Source organism: Taibaiella soli (assembly GCF_003236175.1).
Taxonomy (GTDB): Bacteria; Bacteroidota; Bacteroidia; order Chitinophagales; family Chitinophagaceae; genus QKTW01.
Window position 1 is genome coordinate 268796 of the sequence record NZ_QKTW01000003.1, and the last position, 19202, is coordinate 287997.

At 43.1% G+C, this 19202-nt stretch carries 18 protein-coding genes; 13 read left to right on the top strand and 5 right to left on the bottom strand.

Annotated features, from left to right (window positions below; all coding sequences use genetic code 11):
* The first annotated feature begins 22 nt into the window (after positions 1-22).
* The 4 genes from DN068_RS02965 to DN068_RS02980 all read left to right on the top strand — a co-directional run bounded on the left by DN068_RS02965 (position 23) and on the right by DN068_RS02980 (position 6142).
* On the top strand, positions 23-1126 hold the full coding sequence (locus tag DN068_RS02965; protein ID WP_165836263.1) for a DUF4856 domain-containing protein: 1104 nt from the start codon (positions 23-25) through the stop codon (positions 1124-1126).
* A gap of 90 nt (positions 1127-1216) precedes the next feature.
* Positions 1217-2335 carry an imelysin family protein gene (locus DN068_RS02970; protein WP_110997394.1) on the top strand — a complete coding sequence of 373 codons (1119 nt, stop codon included), beginning with the start codon at positions 1217-1219 and terminating at the stop codon, positions 2333-2335.
* A gap of 2 nt (positions 2336-2337) precedes the next feature.
* A complete protein-coding gene (locus tag DN068_RS02975) occupies positions 2338-3699 on the top strand; it encodes an HTTM domain-containing protein (RefSeq protein WP_110997395.1) in 1362 nt (453 codons plus the stop codon).
* A gap of 4 nt (positions 3700-3703) precedes the next feature.
* On the top strand, positions 3704-6142 hold the full coding sequence (locus DN068_RS02980; RefSeq protein WP_207798842.1) for a TonB-dependent receptor: 2439 nt from the start codon (positions 3704-3706) through the stop codon (positions 6140-6142).
* Between the two features lie 169 nt (positions 6143-6311).
* Here DN068_RS02980 and DN068_RS02985 read toward each other — a convergent pair whose 3' ends face one another.
* The 3 genes from DN068_RS02985 to DN068_RS02990 all read right to left on the bottom strand — a co-directional run bounded on the left by DN068_RS02985 (position 6312) and on the right by DN068_RS02990 (position 7235).
* Positions 6312-6521, bottom strand: coding sequence for an MbtH family protein (locus DN068_RS02985; RefSeq protein ID WP_110997396.1), 210 nt, complete (start codon positions 6519-6521; stop codon positions 6312-6314).
* 187 nt (positions 6522-6708) lie between these two features.
* Positions 6709-6846 carry a hypothetical protein gene (locus tag DN068_RS22030; RefSeq protein ID WP_165836264.1) on the bottom strand — a complete coding sequence of 46 codons (138 nt, stop codon included), beginning with the start codon at positions 6844-6846 and terminating at the stop codon, positions 6709-6711.
* Between the two features lie 5 nt (positions 6847-6851).
* On the bottom strand, positions 6852-7235 hold the full coding sequence (locus DN068_RS02990) for a hypothetical protein (protein ID WP_110997397.1): 384 nt from the start codon (positions 7233-7235) through the stop codon (positions 6852-6854).
* A 170-nt stretch (positions 7236-7405) separates the two neighbouring features.
* On the opposite strand from DN068_RS02990, the gene DN068_RS02995 reads away from it, so the two are divergent.
* The 8 genes from DN068_RS02995 to DN068_RS03035 all read left to right on the top strand — a co-directional run bounded on the left by DN068_RS02995 (position 7406) and on the right by DN068_RS03035 (position 14156).
* The gene (locus DN068_RS02995; RefSeq protein WP_110997398.1) at positions 7406-8791 is read left to right on the top strand and encodes a lipase family protein; all 1386 of its coding nucleotides are present in this window, start codon (positions 7406-7408) and stop codon (positions 8789-8791) included.
* 350 nt (positions 8792-9141) lie between these two features.
* Positions 9142-9732: a TetR/AcrR family transcriptional regulator gene (locus DN068_RS03000; RefSeq protein WP_110997399.1), complete on the top strand. Its 591-nt coding sequence runs from the start codon at positions 9142-9144 to the stop codon at positions 9730-9732.
* A gap of 50 nt (positions 9733-9782) precedes the next feature.
* Complete coding sequence (locus DN068_RS03005; RefSeq protein WP_110997400.1) at positions 9783-10157, top strand: VOC family protein; 375 nt, start codon at positions 9783-9785, stop codon at positions 10155-10157.
* Positions 10158-10409: 252 nt separating this feature from the next.
* Complete coding sequence (locus DN068_RS03010; protein ID WP_110997401.1) at positions 10410-10784, top strand: hypothetical protein; 375 nt, start codon at positions 10410-10412, stop codon at positions 10782-10784.
* Positions 10785-10864: 80 nt separating this feature from the next.
* Complete coding sequence (locus DN068_RS03015; protein WP_110997402.1) at positions 10865-11734, top strand: pirin family protein; 870 nt, start codon at positions 10865-10867, stop codon at positions 11732-11734.
* 287 nt (positions 11735-12021) lie between these two features.
* The gene (locus DN068_RS03020; RefSeq protein WP_110997403.1) at positions 12022-12330 is read left to right on the top strand and encodes a GNAT family N-acetyltransferase; all 309 of its coding nucleotides are present in this window, start codon (positions 12022-12024) and stop codon (positions 12328-12330) included.
* Between the two features lie 132 nt (positions 12331-12462).
* Positions 12463-12654, top strand: a complete 192-nt coding sequence (locus DN068_RS03030) for a cold-shock protein (RefSeq protein WP_110997405.1) — start codon at positions 12463-12465, stop codon at positions 12652-12654.
* 140 nt (positions 12655-12794) lie between these two features.
* Positions 12795-14156 carry a DEAD/DEAH box helicase gene (locus tag DN068_RS03035; RefSeq protein ID WP_110997406.1) on the top strand — a complete coding sequence of 454 codons (1362 nt, stop codon included), beginning with the start codon at positions 12795-12797 and terminating at the stop codon, positions 14154-14156.
* 285 nt (positions 14157-14441) lie between these two features.
* Here the strand turns inward: DN068_RS03035 and DN068_RS03040 are convergent, their stop codons facing one another.
* Positions 14442-15389, bottom strand: a complete 948-nt coding sequence (locus DN068_RS03040; protein WP_110997407.1) for a fatty acid desaturase — start codon at positions 15387-15389, stop codon at positions 14442-14444.
* Positions 15390-15543: 154 nt separating this feature from the next.
* Between DN068_RS03040 and DN068_RS03045 the strand changes: the two genes are divergently transcribed.
* Entirely contained in the window at positions 15544-16539 is a 996-nt protein-coding gene (locus tag DN068_RS03045) for a lipid A deacylase LpxR family protein (RefSeq protein WP_110997408.1), read from the top strand.
* A gap of 220 nt (positions 16540-16759) precedes the next feature.
* Here DN068_RS03045 and DN068_RS03050 read toward each other — a convergent pair whose 3' ends face one another.
* Positions 16760-18955, bottom strand: coding sequence for a B12-binding domain-containing radical SAM protein (locus DN068_RS03050; RefSeq protein WP_110997409.1), 2196 nt, complete (start codon positions 18953-18955; stop codon positions 16760-16762).
* Between the last annotated feature and the right edge of the window lie 247 nt (positions 18956-19202).

Below are 19202 nucleotides of genomic sequence, written 5' to 3' on the forward strand. Positions count from 1 at the left end.
AAATCAGAACAAACCATCTACAATGAAGAAGAATTTATTCACCATCGCCGGATTAGCGCTTTTAGCTACGGGTTTTGCCTCTTGTAAAAAAGACAACAGTGAAGGCACAAAAACGCCAACTTACACTATTCCAGCTACCTATAATTTCTCTAACGTAGATTTTTCAGACCAAACGACGCGTTTTAGCATGTCTGCTGAAATCGAGGCACTTATGAAAACTGGTACCACCTCTGGTACTGTAGTAAGCGCTCAGAAACTGAAAGATATGCTGGCAAACGTAAACAGTCCGTTTACTGCTGCTGCTAACAATGCTGCTACCGTTAACCTGAAATCATGGTTTCCTGCACAAGCAGAAACTGATATGGAAGCTTATATGGATAGCCTGGAAGTAGCAAGCAATTCTACACAAGCGGCGGCTAATGGCGTTGCAGGTGTCGGTGCAAGCGCTGCAGACGCTACTAAAAAATATCTCCTTTCTGCAAATGGTATCAACTACGCCCAGTTTTATTCTAAAACGCTGATGGGGGTGATCACCTATCAGATCGTGAATAATGCATTCAGCGACGCTACAATGGGCAGCGGCGTAGATAATAATACAGTAGTTGCCGGTAAAGGCACTGCAATGGAGCACAACTGGGATCTCGCTTTCGGTCTGTGGATGGTTCCTGTAGATTTTCCTACAAACAAAACCGGTGTAAAATACTGGGGTAGCTATTCTTCTCAGGTAGACAGCGGCATCCATTGCAACAATGCACTGATGACTGCGTACCTGACTGGCCGCGCTGCGATCAGCAACAAAGACATGGCAACTCGCGATGCTCAGATCACAATTATCTGCGAAACTTACGAAAAAATGCAGGCTGCTTCAGCAATTCATGAGTTGAATGCAGTGAAACTGATTCTGGCTTCTGATCTCACTAAAGCGGTGAGCACCATTTCTGAATCAATGGCATTTGTTGCGTCTATGCGTTACAATCCGAAGAAGAAAATTTCTGATGCGCAGATCACACGGGTACTTGGCTACTATGGTACAAATCTTTACAACATTTCTACCGCTGATATTAACAACATCATCAACACGCTGAGCAGCATTTATGGCTTCGACTCAGTGAAGAACATTATCTAATGTTTTTTAATTGTCCTTAAAAACACAGAACAGTAAAGCTGCTGCCTTCCGGGGCATCAGCTTTCTGCCATTTTAGAAAAACACTTTTGTATGAAACGTTTCACCTCATATATTACTGCCGGAATCGCGCTGACTCTTGCTACTGCGATTTTTTCCTGCAATAAAAAAAGCGACGATAACAAAACATCAACGCCGGATTTCGACAGAAAAGCAATGCTGACGAATTGGGGAAATAATATCGTTGCGCCGGGTTTTCAAAACCTGAATACCGCTGTGACTGATCTTGATGCTGCCATCGCAGATTTCAATCAGGCGCCAGACGGTACGAAGCTGGCGGCATTACAAAGCAAACTCACTTCGGCATATCAGAAATGGGAAGTTTGTGAGCCAATGGAACTGGGTCTCGCAGATCAGGATTTGCTCAATGTAAATGCGAATACATTTCCGGCAAGTGTAACATTGATCAATCAAAATATTGCTGCGGGCAGTTACAGCCTGTCTGCGGTTTCTAATCTGTCTGCAAAAGGTTTTCCTGCGCTCGATTATCTGTTGCTCGGTGCGGGCACTACAAGCGCTGATATCCTTGCAGCTTATACGACCGATGCCAATGCGACCAACAGAAAAAAATACCTCGCTGATGTTTCCGCTGATCTGAAATCAATGGTAAGTGCAGTGTCCGCAAGCTGGAGCAGTGCAGCAGCTATCACCGCTTTTGTAAACGCATCGGGTACAGATGTGGGTAGCTCGCTTGGTCAGATGATCAATAAAATGGATTTCGACATGGACGTGCTGAAAAATGCGAAAATGGGTATTCCGATGGGTAAGCAAAGTATGGGTCAGTTATTTCCTGAAAAAACAGAAGCTTACTACAATGGTATTTCTGCTTCGCTGATGGTAGCGCAGGTTCAGGCGATTCAGAATATATATCTTGGTAAAAGCTCCGCGGGAGATGGTGTGGGCCTCGATGATTATCTGGTAGCAATCAATGCGCAGTATAACGGTGGTACATTGAACGATGCAATCAAAGCACAGTTTGATGCAACAATCGGTGCGCTGCAAGCTGTATCTGATCCGTTTTCTGCAAACGTAACCAGTGCTAATGCAGGAACCGCTTATACACAAGTACAGAAATTACTCGTATTGTTGAAGACAGATATGCCTTCGGCGTTGGGTGTAATGATTACTTATAACGATAACGACGGCGACTAATAATGTTGCGCAATTTTACCAACAGGCTTTTTACTTCATTCACAGAAGATCAACCTATTGCTCCACTTGCTGTACTTCGTATAGCATTTGGGGCAATAATGCTTATCAGCACTATCCGTTTTGTGCTGAAAGGATGGGTGCATGATTTTTATATCGCGCCCAAATATTTTTTCTCTTTTGTGGAATGGATCAGACCAATGGGGGCCGCCGGTATGTACAGCATTTTTGCTTTGATGGCGATCGCTTGCTTTTGCATCATGACGGGATTGTTTTACCGTCTGGCCGTTGGTATTTATTTTCTCTGTTTCTGTTATGTTGAATTGCTCGACAAGACTTATTACCTCAACCACTATTACTTTGTCAGCATTTTTGCGTTTCTGTTATTCCTCGTTCCGGCCAATCGTTATTTTTCACTGGACGTGCTGCGCAAGCCTTCTCTGAAAGTAACGCATGTTTCCGGCTGGACGATCAACGTTTTCAAAACGCAGCTTTGTATCGTTTATTTCTTCGCGGGTGTTTCCAAACTCACTTACGAATGGATGATACAGGCAATGCCGTTACGCATTTGGTTGCCTGCGCATTCGCAGATACCAGTGATTGGTGGTTTGTTGACTCAGTCTTGGGTAGCTTATGCGTTTAGCTGGTTTGGTGCGATCTTTGATCTCGTGATCTGGATTTTTCTGCTGAAGAAAAGCACTACGAAGTACGCTTACATTTTTGTGTTGGTATTTCATGTATTCACTGCATGGTTTTTCAAGATTGGTATGTTTCCATACATCATGATCTGTGTGACGATGGTTTTCTTTTCATCGGAATTTCATCAGCAGCTAATCAATCGTGTACGAAACACCTTCGGAAAGAAGAATGCTGCAGAACCCGTTGTGGCATGGCATTTGAGGCCCGCTGTGCAAAATGCGATGTGCTGCATGCTGGTGGTTTATTTCTTTTTCCAGCTGATACTTCCGTTTCGCTATCTCTTATATCCAGGCACTTTATTGTGGACGGAAGAAGGCTATCGTTTCTCCTGGCGGGTGATGCTGATGGAGAAAGGTGGTACTGCTTTTTTCTACGTAAAAGACCCGGCAACCGGCGGCAGGTCTGAGATTGACAATGCCCGTTATCTCACGCCGATGCAGCAGCAGATGATGGAAACACAGCCGGATATGATTTTACAATACGCGCACTTTCTTTCGGAAACCTATAAAAAGAAAGGTATTAAAGACCCGGTCGTCACTGTAGAAAGTTATGTAACGCTTAATGGAAGCGGCAGCAGATTATTTATTGACAGTACCGTAGACCTCGCGAAGGAATACGAAAGCTTTCAAAGCAAGAAATGGATACTTCCATTTCAAACGAAAAAATAGAAAAATGAAACTTCTTTATACTGCATTTACTTTGATGATAGTGCTTTTGTGTGGTGCAAATGCAAATGCTTTTTCTGTAACCGGTAAAATAACGAATGCCAAAGACGGCGCAGCAATTCCAGCTGTGACTGTCATTATCCCTCATTCATCCCATCATATAACCAGTGATGAAAATGGTCGTTATACATTGACCAGTGTAAAAACCGGACATTATACGATAACGTTTACTGCTGTAGGTTTTCACGAAGAGAAAAAAGAAATAGATGTCGCAAATGATCTCGTATTAGACATTCAGCTGAATGCTGATGCGCGTCAGTTGAAGACAGTTGAAGTGAAGGCTGGCAAAGATGGTTCTACTGGTTTTACCCGTCTGAAAGATGTGGAAGGGACTGCGATTTATGCTGGTAAGAAAAGCGAAGTAGTAGTGCTTAGCGATGTCACCGCCAACAAAGCAACCAATAACAGTCGTCAGATTTATGCGAAAGTTGCAGGTTTGAATATTTGGGAAAATGACGGTGCGGGAATCCAATTGGGTATTGGCGGTCGTGGTTTGAATCCTAATCGTGTGACGAATTTTAATACACGCCAAAATGGCTATGATATGAGTGCGGATGCACTGGGCTATCCGGAAAGCTACTATTCGCCGGCAACAGAAGCGGTAGATAGAATTGAGATTGTACGCGGTGCTGCCTCATTGCAATACGGCACGCAGTTTGGCGGCTTGGTAAATTTTAAAATCAATCAGGGTCCGGAAGATAAACAGTTTGAATTTACAACCCGTGCCACTGGTGGTTCATGGGGCTTTTTTAATACATTCAACAGCATTGGCGGTACTTATAAAAAGCTGAATTATTACGCGTACTATCAGCATAAATCAGGTGATGGCTGGCGCCCTAATTCAGAGTTTGATGTGAATACGGCTTATGCGGGTGCGGCTTATCAGGTAAACAAAAAAATGACCGTAACGCTGAATTACACCTACATGGATTATCTGGCGCATCAACCTGGTGGCCTTACTGATAAAATGTTTGCAGAAGATCCAGGTCAATCTATTCGTGAACGCAACTGGTTTAAAGTGAAATGGAATCTTGCTGCTGCAGTGCTTGATTATAAAATTTCCGATCATCTTAAATTCAACTCTCGTTTCTTCGGATTGGCTGCGAGCCGCTCTGCGCTTGGTATTCTTACTTATATTAATCGTGCAGATCCCGGTGGTGACCGTGATTTGTGGACAGACAACTATCGCAACTGGGGTAATGAAAGCCGTTTGTTGTATAGCTATAACCTCGGTAAAAATCCATCGACATTGCTCGTTGGTATGCGTTACTATGAAGGTCATACGCAGCGTGAACAAGGTTTGGGTAATGATGGTTCAGGCGGTGCTAAATCTGATTTTCAGTTTAATAATCCGGATTCGCTGGAGTATTCTAAATACACGTTCCCGAATCATAATCTTTCTTTCTTCGCAGAAAATATCTTCCGTGTATCGCCAAAATGGAGCATTGTGCCAGGTGTACGTTTTGAAAAAATCATCACTGAGGCAGATGGATTTTATAATACAGTGAACAAAGACCTTGCTGGCAATATCATTTACAGTCAACGTAACGATGACTATCGTAAAAACTCAAGGGCATTTATTCTGGGCGGTCTCGGTGTGAATTACAATGCGCAGGAACACGTACAGTTCTATGCTAACTTTTCTCAAAACTACCGGGCGATCAACTTCAGCGATATGCGCGTGGTGAATCCAAATCTACAGGTAGATCCGAATCTGAAAGATGAAAAAGGTTATTCCGCAGACCTTGGCGTACGTGGTCGTATCAAAGACATCTTGAGTTATGATGTGAATTTGTTTCTTATTAATTATGATAATAAAATTGGTACGATACTGCGTGTAGATTCGGCCAGCTACAATATTTATAATTACAGAACAAACGTTTCCCAGTCGCGCCACCTGGGTATGGAATCCTTTGTAGAAGCGGATGTATGGCGACTCATAAAAGGTAGTGGTGCAAAAATGAGTGTGACGGTGTTTTCGAATCTTTCGCTGATTAATGCGCGTTACATTAATAGCAAAGACCCTGCGGTAGAAGGTAAAAAAGTGGAATTGGCGCCAGACGTAATTTTCAAAACCGGTGTAGCTGTAAAAACGGGTAAACTGCGTGTATCTTATCAGTTCTCTTACACCAGCGATCAGTACACCGATGCCACGAATGCCGTTTACACCAGCAATGCAATTAACGGTCTGATTCCTTCTTACACAATCATGGATCTTTCTGCGGAATACATCATCAATAAAAATTTCTCGGTATCAGGAACGATCAACAACTTCATGAATCAAATGTATTTCACACGTCGTGCTGATAGTTATCCTGGTCCCGGTATTATTCCGTCTGATGCACGTAGTTTTTATTTGACGGCGCAGTTTAAGATTGGGAAGTAATGCGGTAATGGAATATGTGAAATGTGATCAATGTGTTTAATGTGCCCCACACGGGTCATTGCGAGGAGTTCTCAAACAGCAACGCTGTGAGGACGACGTGGCAATCTGATTTCGTGTAAATAAAATCAGTGTAAAAAAAGTGGACAACTGTCAATTGTTCACTGTGCACTTAACTATCGCCCATTGCTTTTCGCAACGACAGTGGACGCATATCAGTCCATACTTCTTTGATGTGATTAAGGCATTCTGCTTTGAGACCCTTAAAGCCTTCAGCTTTCCAGCCTGGTGGCAACTCACGATCGGCTGGCCAGATAGAATATTGTTCTTCGTGGTTAACTACCACAATGTAAATCGTGAGGTCTTCGTTTTCGTTCGGCATGGTGTTATGAGTTAAAGAAAAAAGATAAACGGAAGTCTGATTAAAAGTGACGCCGCGAGAAAAATCTTTCTCACGGCGCTCGCTACGACACAAAGCGTTGTATTGTAAAATTCTGTTCTGAATTATTTCCCTGAAAGATGTTTATAAAACACCACCGTGGCCTGGTGTCGTTGCGAGAAAAATCCTTTTAGATCGATTGAAACGGCGGTGGCAATAATTTGGTTTGTTTGTTGATTCTTTTCGCAGTGAGGAACAATCGTACAGATTGCGCTACCAAAGCGGCCACCAGCAGGCCAATCACCAGATACCAGTATTCTTTTTCCATATCAGTTAGTGTTTTTCTTCTTTACAAAGTCCGGCAACTTCGTGAAATGCATCATGTACTACAGAAAGTTGTTTTTTGATTTCCGGATCAGGACGCATTTTAGTTACCATGTCATTGAATTTTGCTGCCTCTTTTTCAAGATTACTCAGTGCTTCTTTCATTTTGGGCGATTGATAAGCCGCTGGAACGCTGGACGTAGCCAGTTGTTTGGCGTCATCGTAAATCTCTTTGGATCTTTGTTTTGCCGGAGCAAGGTTACCTTCTTCGCTTGGATGATAGGTCTGTGAAATCACACCGTGAAAGGTTTTAAGTGCAGGCCATTCCATTGTTTGGGCATGCGCTATCGCAGTACATGCAAACAGTGCAATGATGAATAAGAATCTCTTCATTATGGAATTGTTTTAGTGGTAAAGTTGTTTACGTAAAAATAACGATGGTGGCCCGAACCGGCAAAAAATCGTTTAGGCGGTAAAATCAGGTAAAATTACCTGATTATAGATGGGCGGATTGTCTTTGTTTTGCCCTACCGATTCACAGTTTCACCATTAAAACAGGGGTTATGAGCACCAGTACATCCACACAAACGCCGATTGCGCCGTTTAAGGAATCTATTCCGTACCCGAAAGAACAGATCATCCACAGTTTCTCCAAATTTGTCAATGCTGGATATGGTATAAAGGCTTACAACAGTGAGTCTGCATTACAGGCATACGTTGCTAAGATTGTAGGGCTTTGCATGAACGATACAACGATCACAAACTGCGTCGGTTCTGACTGGACGCTGGCTTGGGGACCAATTGTGTTTTCTAATACACCTGATGCAAATTCGGTGGTGGTTGATAATGCCATGATGATGGTGTATAGTCCTCTGAATAATCTGATTATCGTAGCTATTGCAGGCACCAATATAGATTCTTCTTACGGCTGGCTTACTGAGGATTTTAATGGCGCTACAACCGTCAGCTGGCAATCTGTTGTGGGCAACAATGTTTCAGTTCCTTCCGGGGCATCTATTTCCGCCGGCACTAACGACGGGTTGGAGAAATTGCTGAGTATGCAGGATAGCAATGGGTATACCTTGATCACTGCTTTGAGTAATCTGCTGGCTGAATCTGGTACCGGAACCGGTCTCGAACTGGCTGTATGCGGGCATAGCCTGGGTGGCGCATTGTCTCCGGCTATGGCACTGTATTTGTCGAATATCCAGTCGGATAGCAGTTTGAACTGGAATACTTCTAAAAAAGTAACTACAATATCGGCATGGCCAACTGCAGGCCCAACACCGGGTAACGCAGACTTCGCCACTTATTTACCAACTATTGTTAGCTATACAAGCCGATATAATACACTCGATGTTGTACCACAGGGTTGGATGCAAACCTCATTATCAACTGTGCCTACATTGTACGACAGTTATATTACCCCTGTAAAAGGTGGTACGCCACAAGATGTAACTTTGGGTATACTCGCTACAGGTGCTATTTTGAGAAGTTACAATGTAACGATGGGGTCCGTTTTGCCTGTAGTAACTAATAATGATTATCAGCAGGCACAGCCGTGGACGCCAATCACGGGAAGTTTTGATTTCACTACGGATTTTAAATACAGCATAGGCGTTCAGTATATCCTTGGCCAGCTCAATCTTTCCACTGGAATGGCGCAGTACGAAAATTACTTTACAAACGTTGCCCGCTTTATTGTACAAATGGGCTACCAGCATACCATTGCATATGACTCTATGTTAGGAATACCAACCGTTGCAGGAGAATATACCAGCATTTTAAACAACAATAACCCGGACGGGCAAACCCTGGACGAAATGCACCATGAAGCTGCAGTAAAAGCGATTGGGCTTGGACCGCAGATGAAAAATTTAGATTTCGGGAAAATCGCACAAGCTGTTCGCGAGAACGCAGCCACACACACCGAAGCAGTAACCGTCTAGTATTTTTACCTTCACCAAAACCATGAGAACCGGGGCGCCAGTGCGTCCCGTTTTCCGTTTATAGCAGTATAAAAAAGGAAATGCCGGAATAAGAATATTCCGGCCATTGTTTTCTAGAACTTACAAAAAAGAATGGGCAGAAGCCCATAGTTGTGATTTAAAACTGCCTCTTAGACTGCCGGGTGATGAAAAAGTTTATTTCAGTGGACAGTTGACGCTCTTTATGCGTCTTTGCGGGAAATCAATTCGCGTTGAATATTTTTTTGCAGAGAGTTGGAGAAGACTTACTCACTGGTGACAAATATTTAATTTTTAAGAGAACAATCGTTCTTTTATCTTTGCTGCCATTAATGCGCGTAAAAGACACACAGAAAGAACAGCTCATTCGTAAGAAGACGATGGAACTGGTTGTAAAACATGGTTTTGACGGCCTCAGTATGCATAAGCTCGCAAAAGCGGCCAACGTATCAGTCAACACCATTTATCTAAACTTTAAGAACCGGGAAGATCTGTTGGTGCAGGTGTATGCAGGGGTAATCGCGAAAATGGAGGAGCAAATGTTGCGGAATTTTCATGAGGATCTTGACTTTGCAGAAGGGCTCCGGATTCAATGGAAAAACAGGCTGGAATATTATATCAAACATCCGGTCGAAATCCATTTCATTGAACAGCTCCGCTACTCGCCGTTATTCGAAAAAGCGATGGGGCAACAGGGACAGAAATTTGCGCTGATACAGCGAAAATTTTGTGCGAACGCCATTGAGAAAAAACAATTGAAACCGCTGACAGAAGAAGTGTACTGGGCAATAGCGTATGCGCCGCTTTACCAGTTGCTGAAATTCAACCAGCAAAAACGAAGCATGTCGGGAAAGAAATTTGCCCTGACGGAAGAAAAGGTGAAAGAAGCATTGGCTCAGGTACTAATTGCGTTGAAACCTTAAAATTTTTTAAAAAATAAAAGAACAATCATTCTTTTTTAAAGTAAAAAAAGATGAAGCTAAATCACATTAATCTCACTGTGACCGATGTAAAAGAAACGGTACAGTTTTTTGAACAATACTTTCATTTTAAATGCGCCGAAATAAAAGGCGATAATGCGTTGGCGGTGCTTTACGGTGCCGATGGCTTCTGTATGGTTATCTCGACTAACGCCTTCAATCGCCTGGGTAACAATCGTTTTCCGGATGCGTTTCATGTAGGCTTTTTCGTAGAATCTGCAGCGTTGGTAGATCAGAAATATCAGGAGCTGATTGCCGGTGGCGAAGTCGCCGAACATACGCCGAGAAATATGCACGGTTCATACGGCTTTTATCTTCACGCGCCAGGCAATATTCTGGTGGAAGTGAGTCATACCCCCATCCCCTAAAGGGGCGTCTCAAAACGAGTACATCTATAAGTCGTAAGGTCATTAGTGGCTTTACGGCTTTTATTATTTAGGTTTCCCGCAAAGATGTATAATGAGCGGAGATGCAAAGCCCATTTTAACCCTTTAATGCTTTAACCGTTTGACCATTCACCATTCACCTCTTAATCTATCTTAAGTTTTTCTCTTAATCTATCTTATTGGGGGTCGGTATTGTGACGTTGTAAATTTGTATTGTCTTTTAAAGGAGGCAATATGAACACAACAGAAATACTGGTAGTAAGCAAAGATCAAAACGTACTTCCGGTGATGATGCAACAGATCAATAACCACACAGACTGGATGGCAACAGGCGCTTCGGGCGATGAAGATGCGATTGAAAAATATCACCATCACAGTTTTGACTTGGTTGTATTGGCTGCAGATATTGATGAAAATGAAACCCGCAAAATGCGCCGGATCTTCAGCATTCAGCACAATGATATGCTGATTGTGGATAGCGTAAATCTGGATTCGCTGGAAACAGAAATTGAAGCAGCGATTATCAGACACAACGCAGCGAATAATAATTATTCGTTTACTGATAATGCTTTTGCAAACGCACAATGCAATATAACCATCATAGAATAGAGAACAGAACGATGAACGGAGCGTCGCAACCGTAGCTTAACGGGGGCGATGCAGTTTAAACAACAAAAAGAAAAACGATCATGAAAAAAGTAATCGATAACATATTTGCCCGTCCCGCTCAATACGGAATGGTGGGAGACGGCTTCAGAGTATATAATTACATTCCGGGTGGCTTGAATCTGCAACGCAGAATCAGTCCGTTTTTAATGCTGGATTTTAATCCTTCTTATGACTTCGGTCCGTCCGAAAAACTGAGAGGCGTAGATGTGCATCCGCATAAAGGTTTTGAAACAGTAACGATCGCCTACAAAGGCAGTGTAGCACACCACGATAGCGCAGGTAACAGTGGCGTGATCAACCCGGGGGATGTGCAGTGGATGACTGCAGGAGCCGGTATTTTGCACAAAGAATACCATGAGCAGGAGTTTTCACGCAAGGGTGGTCCGTTTGAAATGGTGCAGTTGTGGGTAAATCTTCCGAAAAAAGATAAACTGACAGCGCCACATTATCAATCCATCACAGCCGGTGATATGGGTAAAGTGACATTGCCTGATAATGCCGGTATCGTGAATGTAATTGCGGGAAATTTCAACGGTACAGCAGGTCCTGCGGAAACATATACGCCCGTGAGTTTGTTTGATATCAAACTGAATGAAAATGGCGTTGCAAGCACTTCAATTCCGGCGGCTCAAAATGCCGCGTTGCTGGTGATAAGCGGTAACGTGGAAGTGAATGGTACGAATGCACCAGAATACAGTTTCGTGCTGTTTAAAAATGAAGGCGAGGAAATTGAAATTAAAGCAACAACAGATAGCGTAGTCCTGCTTTTGGCCGGTGAACCAATCAACGAGCCAATAGCCAGTTACGGACCGTTTGTGATGAATACACAGGAAGAGATTTTTGAGGCCATTAAAGAATTCCAAAGCGGTAAGTATGGATCGCTGAAGTAATGATCGCTGATGTCTGATTTGTGAGTAGTCAGTCGCCAGTTTCCCACGTTACCTGTTTTGGTTGCTCGCGTCCTCGCGAAGCATGAAGCGATCAGCACAATAACGCAATTAAATCTCGCAACGGCACAAAGTCGCTGCGGGATTTTTTATCAGTGTGATTTTTGTGTTTTTGAGTATAGCGTAGTGCCGCCGTGAGAAAATTTCTAGTTGCTCGCATTGACACGGAATCAGCGATCTGAAATCAGATATCAGCGATAAATAGCTAATTTTAAAGAAACACTCAACTTATGAACGACGCATACAAAGACCTGCCTTTGGTCGACAATAAAGCGCATCACCGTTTTGAAATGCATGTCGGCAACGAGTTTGCCTTTTTGATTTATGAGCTTGATAAGCCACGTATTACGCTGGTGCATACAGAAGTGCCCGAGTCTATGGAAGGGAAGGGAGTTGCTTCCGCATTAATCGAGAAAGTGCTGGAACATATCGAAAAAGGGGGCTTAAAACTGATTCCGGTGTGTCCATTTGTTAGAGCTTACTTAAAACGTCATCCAGATTGGAAACGTATTTTGGATTCCAGTGTGGTCGATTTTTAGCTCAAATGATTGATTTGTAATGTACTAGCCTGCAAAGTGGTAAAAAATATATCTTATTAAAATTTAAAGAATAACATTTCGGTAATGTTTTTAATAATAAAAACACTTACCTTCGGTTTTTAATTTTTTACAATGCAAGAAGGAACAGTTAAATTCTTCAATGAAACCAAAGGTTTCGGTTTTATTAAACCAGCAGATGGTGGTCAAGACATTTTCGTACACGTTTCAGGTCTGAAAGACGAAATTCGTGAAAACGACCGCGTAAGCTATGAAGTACAAAATGGCAAAAAAGGCTTGAATGCCGTTAATGTGCGAGTTATCTAATTAAGTTATATAATTTGAACATTCCTAAAGCATGCTCTCGGGCATGCTTTAGTTTTATTGAGTAGGCATATCTTACTCTGATTTTTAAACAGGCGCTGTGCTGTTTTGTTACAGGATGGCGCAATACTTGAAATACAATAATGACGTTTGAGGAATTAAATCTCATCAGCCCGATAGCAGACGCGCTGAAGGCTGAAGGATACGTGCAGCCGACCCCTATACAACAACAGTCCATTCCAGTAATACTGCAACGAAAAGATCTGCTCGGTTGTGCGCAGACAGGAACCGGAAAAACAGCGGCTTTTGCCATACCGGTTTTACAATTATTAAGCGAAGAAAAAACGCAGGGTCCAAAGAAAGTAAAGGCGCTCATCTTGACGCCAACGAGAGAACTCGCCATTCAGATCGGTGATAGCTTTACCGCGTATGGTAAAAATCTGAAGCTGAATCATCTTGTGATCTTCGGTGGTGTGCCGCAAGGCAATCAGGTAAAGGCTTTGAAAGCAGGTGTAGATATTCTGATTGCAACACCAGGTCGTTTGCTCGATCTGATGAATCAGCGTTACATCAGTCTGAGCGATATCACACATTTCGTATTGGATGAAGCAGATCGTATGCTCGACATGGGCTTCATTCATGATGTGAAAAAAGTAATCGCGAAACTGCCGCCTAAAAGACAAACACTTTTCTTCTCGGCTACAATGCCGCCGGAAATTCAGAAACTGGCAAATGCTATTCTGGTAAATCCGTCCGAAGTAAAAGTGACGCCAGTTTCTTCTACTGCAGAAACGATTCAGCAATCTATTTATTTCGTTGATAAAAAAGACAAGCGCAAGCTACTGGATTTCATTCTGAGAAATGTCGTGCGCGAACGTGCATTGGTATTTACACGTACCAAACATGGCGCAGATAGAGTGGCGAAAGAACTGACGAAATCTGGTATTTACGCGGAAGCAATTCACGGTAATAAATCACAAAATGCGCGTCAGCGTGCGTTGAACAATTTTAAGAGTGGTGATATCCGTGTGTTGGTTGCAACTGATATTGCAGCGCGTGGTATTGATATCGATGAATTGCCGCAGGTAATTAACTATGAACTGCCGGAAGTACCGGAAACTTATGTGCATCGTATTGGTCGTACAGGCCGCGCGGGTGCATCTGGTATGGCGCTTTCCTTTTGTGACGATGAGGAAATGAGCGATCTGAAAGGCATTCAAAAGCTGATTGGTTTCCCGATCCCGGTGGTCGATAATCATCCATTTCCTGCAGCAAGTACAAACACGGTGAGAATCAATCTGCCGAAAAATAAAGATGTGGTTGTGCGACCTGATGCAATTGTTGGTAACAGATCAAGACCAAATAATGGCAACAGACCACATAACGGGAACAGACCGAACAGCGGCAACCGATCAAGCAACGGCAACAGACCCAATAGCAACAATAGATCGAATAACAACGGCAATAATTCAGGCAACAACAAGCGTAAGGATGATCGCTGGTAGTCTCATTTGTCAATTTGACAATTCGACAATGTCTTGAAATTAAAAACGGTCAGACGATTTCATTCGTTTGACCGTTTTCTTTTAATGAAATGGACTTACAAAAACACGGTCATCACGATGAGGCCCATAGGGGCGAAGTGGTGATCTGATTTCGCGTTTAATGCTCGCGCCGTTGACCAAACCTGTTATAAGCACAAAAGCGATATCACTAGACTCAAACGGTCAGACGACTTGGAGTCGTCCGACCGTTTGAGTTCCTCCTCCTTCGAAGGAGCTAGAGGAGGCTTATTTCCCCCGTTTCGATCTTGCGGTACGCGAGTAAATCGAAATCTTTCTATCAAATAGAAACTGGAACAATAGTATTGTATAAGACGTGTGGTGGCCGAGATGATCGTAATAAGCGCCGGCCATTTTTTTAATCTTCGGTAATTTATTCCATGGTACGGATGGAAAATCGTGGTGTTCATTGTGAAAACCAACGTTGAGGTTTACGGAATTTAACGGACCGTAATAACTCTTTGTTTCTTGTTCGCCGTGCGTAAGGAAGTGTTCCTGAATCCAGCGGGCACCGAGCGGGTGCAGACCGATGGAGAAAAAGAAACTTGCTACGAGGAATATAGTTGGTTTGGCTCCGCCGAAATAAATTACTGCAGCGAGGAAGCTAAACTGTACAATCCAGTTCACCAGCGTCCATCCGTCGAAAATGGAAATTTCTTTGGTCATACGTAGCGGGCGCAACAGTTGAAACACCGGATAGAACAACAACCACAGCGCTTTTCCGATTACATGGTTATCGATCAGGCGTGCTTCCCAGCGGAATGGCATATCAGCGTCAAGCGCTTCCACACCTTGATATGAATGGTGTTTTAAATGGTATTTCTGAAATGAAACAGAACTTGGAAATACGAGTGGTAAATTGGCGACGATGCCGGAAATCGTATTAAGCGTTCTGTTTTTAAAAATCAGATTATGCGAACATTCATGAATACACACAAATAAGGTGTGACAAGCAAAAGCACCAATCAGGTATGCGGCAATAAAAATCCACCACCACGACACATCCCGCAGGAAATAGGCAAGCGATAATTGCAATGCTACACAAAGTACGATCACCAGTGCCGTGTACGGGTTGCGTCCAATCAGCGTACGGATCTCCGGGTGTTGTTTAATAATCTCTTTCGTTCTTGCTTTATGCGGTTCGATCTCGTCCGACCAGCGAAATTGTTTTGGCATGCGTTTTTAATTAATTCATTATAACAGGATAGAGTCAATAGATATTCTAGCTGTTTAATCAGTCGTAATTTTGACCAAAATACAATATTAGTCGAAAAGTCTGATTTGGCAGTTCGATAAAATTTATGGGTGAATACAGGTTTAAGCGCGGGATATGAAAAAGATACTCAATGTTTTGCTGTTTATAATTTTTGTTTCAGCAAATACCACCAAGGCACAGAATCACATGATCCGAGCCTATGAAGATAATGATTTGTTGAATGTAATAAGCGAAGCTTCTGATGATGCCTATACAAACGGTTTAAGGCTTGATTATTACTATACTAAAGATCATAAGTCGAGATTTTTTCTGGACCGATGGCTGCCCAAAGCGGGGAAAGATGCGGTGAATACGTTTGGCTGGAGTGCGATGCAGCTGATGTTTACACCGGAATACATTACGAAAACGCAACCCGATCTCGACGATTATCCTTATGCAGGCGCGCTGTTTGCCACACATTCCCTCCATTCTTCCAATCCTGTTAAAAAATACAATCTGCAGTCCGAATTACTTGTTGGTGTTATGGGACCAGCTTCCATGGCGGATAAAACACAAATCCTTGTGCATAGGATTATTGGCAATGACCGGCCGATGGGCTGGCAGTATCAGTTGCCAAATGCCGCTTTGGTCAACTTTAATTTCGCAGCGGAGAAAATGTTATTTCAACATCGAGGCTGGCTGGAAATCATTGGTGGTGGCACAGGAACATTGGGGACAATGACTGATGGGCTTTCCGCATATAGTACTATTCGCATTGGGAAAATGAACCCCTATTTTGATGGTGCCATCGGTCAGTTTTCTGGCAAAAAACAATTTCAACTTTATTTTTTCATGCGTCCGGAAGTACGCTGGCTCGGTTATAATGCGCTCGTCGACGGCGCTGCATTCAGAGGTAAATCAGCTTATTACAATGCTACAGACGGAATTGAAACGGCTTCTAATGCAAACAGGGGTGTGGAAGGAAATCTTGGATTAGGTGCTGTGCTCACCTGGAAAAACATAGGTGTTTCATTCTCGCAGAATATCATCGCTCCAATGCTTCAGAACAATGATCTGCGTACATTCCATCATCACACAGTAGGGAACATTTCTGTTTATGTTTCCTGGTAAATTAAAAAGTCAAAAACCGGAAGTTTGTTGGAATTGATTGTCACTCGCGCTTGTCATGGTGAGCGTAGTCGAACCATAGTGCCATTGCGAGCATCCTTCGACTACGCTCAGGATGACAAGATTTGAGTGCTTTGCGTCTTTGCCCTTACGCCTCTTTGCGGGAAGCCCACGATTTGAATTGACGTTTGACCTTTCACGTTTCACGGAACTCACTCACAACTCACAACTTTAAGAGTCCAAACTTATACAAACTATTCACTGGTTTATTATCCCAGAAAAGTTCGAAGTCATCGAAGCCCGCAGATTCGTAATTTTCCTTTACTTGCTGGAGTGTGAAGGTTTTCGCGTTAGCGACGGATAAATCCAGTAACATGTTTGCCAGCCAGGTTCCCTTCTCTGGTTCTACTTTGATGTTCATCACGTCGTTCTTACTTTGGAAGGTCATTGAAGCAACTTCCCAGGTGGCTCCTTTTTTAGATTTGGTAGTAATTTCTAAAGAAGGTTTTTTACCGAGCCAAACTACTTTCGTTGTTGGTTTTGCCTGCATGTCTTCATCCTGTTCCAGTGCTTTAACGATATAATCCGGTTCCACTTTGGTTTTCGGAACTTTAAAATCAAACCATTTTTGCAGCGGATAATCGAAGCATGCGCCATGCATATAATTGAGCAATGATTTTTTCAGTCCATAGCTGAATGTATCATGATCGGCGCCGGTTGGATCAACGTGTACAATATCATTGTTGGCAAATGTGCCAATTGTTTCGGTTTCTTTTTGCACGCCGTAATATGCAGGGTCTAAACCGATGGGACTATGTGCAGTCATGGCAAATTGGTGCCAGAAAGCAGATTGCAGAATGCCTGCCTGAAACATCTGACGAACCATTTCCAGCGAATCAATTGTCTCCTGTGCTGTTTGCGTTGGAAAACCGTACATAAGATAGGCATGCACCATTATGCCGGCTTCGGTAAAATGACGATTCACTTTTGCCACCTGTGCAACGGTAATTCCTTTTTGAATCAATCCCAGTAAACGATCAGAGGCTACTTCCAACCCGCCCGAAACTGCAATACAGCCGGATGTTTTCAGCAACAAACAAAGATCACGAGTGAAAGCTTTTTCGAAGCGGACGTTTGTCCACCAGGTTACTGTCAGTTTTCTGCGAATGATTTCCAGTGCGAGTGCACGCATTAATGCAGGCGGTGCCGCTTCATCTACAAAGTGAAAACCATTTTGTCCGGTCTGTGTCATGATCTCTTCCATGCGATCACAAAGCATCTGTGCGGCAATTGGCTCATAAACTTTGATATAATCGAGCGAGATATCGCAGAAAGTGCATTTTCCCCAATAGCAACCATGCGCCATGGTTAGTTTGTTCCAGCGACCGTCACTCCAAAGGCTGTGCATCGGGTTTACCACCTCAATGGCTGAAATATATTGATCGAGCCAGAAATCACTGTAGTCGGGTGTTCCGACCTGACTTTGTTTGTAATCGTGGCAAGATGCATTGTTGATATAAGTGACTGAACTGTTTGCAATCGTAAACGTGCGCTTTAGATCCTGCAGTGGTTTTTCACCTTCCATGAATGCCAGCAGGTTTTCAAGCGGCGCTTCTCCGTCGTCGAGCGTAATGAAATCATAGAATTCAAACACTCTTTCGTCGGATAAGGAACGAAGCTCTGTATTCGGGAAACCGCCGCCCATGGCGATTTTTACATCTGGATAATTTTTTTTGATCCATTGCGCGCAGCGAAAAGAAGCGTACAAATTTCCCGGAAAAGGGACAGAAACGGCTACCAGCTTTGGTTGTACCGTTTGCATCCGTTCCGCGAGGATATTGATCAGAATTTTATCGATGAAAGTGTATTCCTGTTGCAGCGATTCGTAGAGTTCGTCGAAGCTATTCGCAGAACGGCCCAAACGCTCGGCATAACGGCTGAAACCAAAATGGGCATCTGCACATTCCTGAATCAGATCAGAAAGATCTTCAAGGTACATAGTGGCCAGATGTTTGGCTTTGTCCTGGATGCCCATTGAGCCAAAAGCCCAGTGCAGATCGTCGAGTTGGGCAAAACGGGAAGCTTCCGGAAGGAAGTTTCGCTTGCAGATCAGATGCGCCAACGTAGGATTTTTTCCCTGCAGGAATTGTACCGCAGCGTCGATTGTTTGTATATAATCATCCTGCAACGTCAGTATACGACGGATGTTTTCAGACCATTCCTTTGTTTCGTCAATGGCTGCAAACAGTTGAGTAAGACCTTGTTTGGAGAATAACGCCAACGTAACCTCAATACCCAGATCGGCCTGAAAAGAGGAAATATTCTTAGTATTCAGAAAACCTTTCAGATACGCTGTAGCCGGGTAGGGGGTATTTAATTGTGTAAAAGGAGGTGTTATTAAGAAAACAGAGGCACTCATGCCGCAAAAATACGTTTAAATGTGGGGAATGTGTTTTAATGTGATTGAATGTGGTAAATATGGGTAATGTGTTTTTTTGAGAGAAACAGTTCTCACATTCAAACAGTGCTCCGTATTAGTCGGAATTATCGCATTTAAAAAGCGCATTAAACACATTCCGCACATTCTCCGGAATTATCGCATTGAACAAGCACATTGAGCACATTAAACACATTCCACACATTCTGCGGAATTGTCGCATTGAACA

Excerpts from the sequence above, each read along its gene's own strand:
- DN068_RS03010 (WP_110997401.1), top strand. The coding sequence starts at position 10,410 with ATGAACACAACAGAAATACTGGTAGTAAGCAAAGATCAAAACGTACTT.
- DN068_RS02995 (WP_110997398.1), top strand. The coding sequence starts at position 7,406 with ATGAGCACCAGTACATCCACACAAACGCCGATTGCGCCGTTTAAGGAA.
- DN068_RS03050 (WP_110997409.1), bottom strand. The coding sequence starts at position 18,955 with ATGAGTGCCTCTGTTTTCTTAATAACACCTCCTTTTACACAATTAAAT.
- DN068_RS03045 (WP_110997408.1), top strand. The coding sequence starts at position 15,544 with ATGAAAAAGATACTCAATGTTTTGCTGTTTATAATTTTTGTTTCAGCA.
- DN068_RS02980 (WP_207798842.1), top strand. The coding sequence starts at position 3,704 with ATGAAACTTCTTTATACTGCATTTACTTTGATGATAGTGCTTTTGTGT.
- DN068_RS03000 (WP_110997399.1), top strand. The coding sequence starts at position 9,142 with ATGCGCGTAAAAGACACACAGAAAGAACAGCTCATTCGTAAGAAGACG.
- DN068_RS03035 (WP_110997406.1), top strand. The coding sequence starts at position 12,795 with ATGACGTTTGAGGAATTAAATCTCATCAGCCCGATAGCAGACGCGCTG.
- DN068_RS02985 (WP_110997396.1), bottom strand. The coding sequence starts at position 6,521 with ATGCCGAACGAAAACGAAGACCTCACGATTTACATTGTGGTAGTTAAC.
- DN068_RS03020 (WP_110997403.1), top strand. The coding sequence starts at position 12,022 with ATGAACGACGCATACAAAGACCTGCCTTTGGTCGACAATAAAGCGCAT.
- DN068_RS03040 (WP_110997407.1), bottom strand. The coding sequence starts at position 15,389 with ATGCCAAAACAATTTCGCTGGTCGGACGAGATCGAACCGCATAAAGCA.
- DN068_RS02975 (WP_110997395.1), top strand. The coding sequence starts at position 2,338 with ATGTTGCGCAATTTTACCAACAGGCTTTTTACTTCATTCACAGAAGAT.
- DN068_RS03030 (WP_110997405.1), top strand. The coding sequence starts at position 12,463 with ATGCAAGAAGGAACAGTTAAATTCTTCAATGAAACCAAAGGTTTCGGT.
- DN068_RS22030 (WP_165836264.1), bottom strand. The coding sequence starts at position 6,846 with ATGGAAAAAGAATACTGGTATCTGGTGATTGGCCTGCTGGTGGCCGCT.
- DN068_RS02965 (WP_165836263.1), top strand. The coding sequence starts at position 23 with ATGAAGAAGAATTTATTCACCATCGCCGGATTAGCGCTTTTAGCTACG.
- DN068_RS02990 (WP_110997397.1), bottom strand. The coding sequence starts at position 7,235 with ATGAAGAGATTCTTATTCATCATTGCACTGTTTGCATGTACTGCGATA.
- DN068_RS03005 (WP_110997400.1), top strand. The coding sequence starts at position 9,783 with ATGAAGCTAAATCACATTAATCTCACTGTGACCGATGTAAAAGAAACG.
- DN068_RS02970 (WP_110997394.1), top strand. The coding sequence starts at position 1,217 with ATGAAACGTTTCACCTCATATATTACTGCCGGAATCGCGCTGACTCTT.
- DN068_RS03015 (WP_110997402.1), top strand. The coding sequence starts at position 10,865 with ATGAAAAAAGTAATCGATAACATATTTGCCCGTCCCGCTCAATACGGA.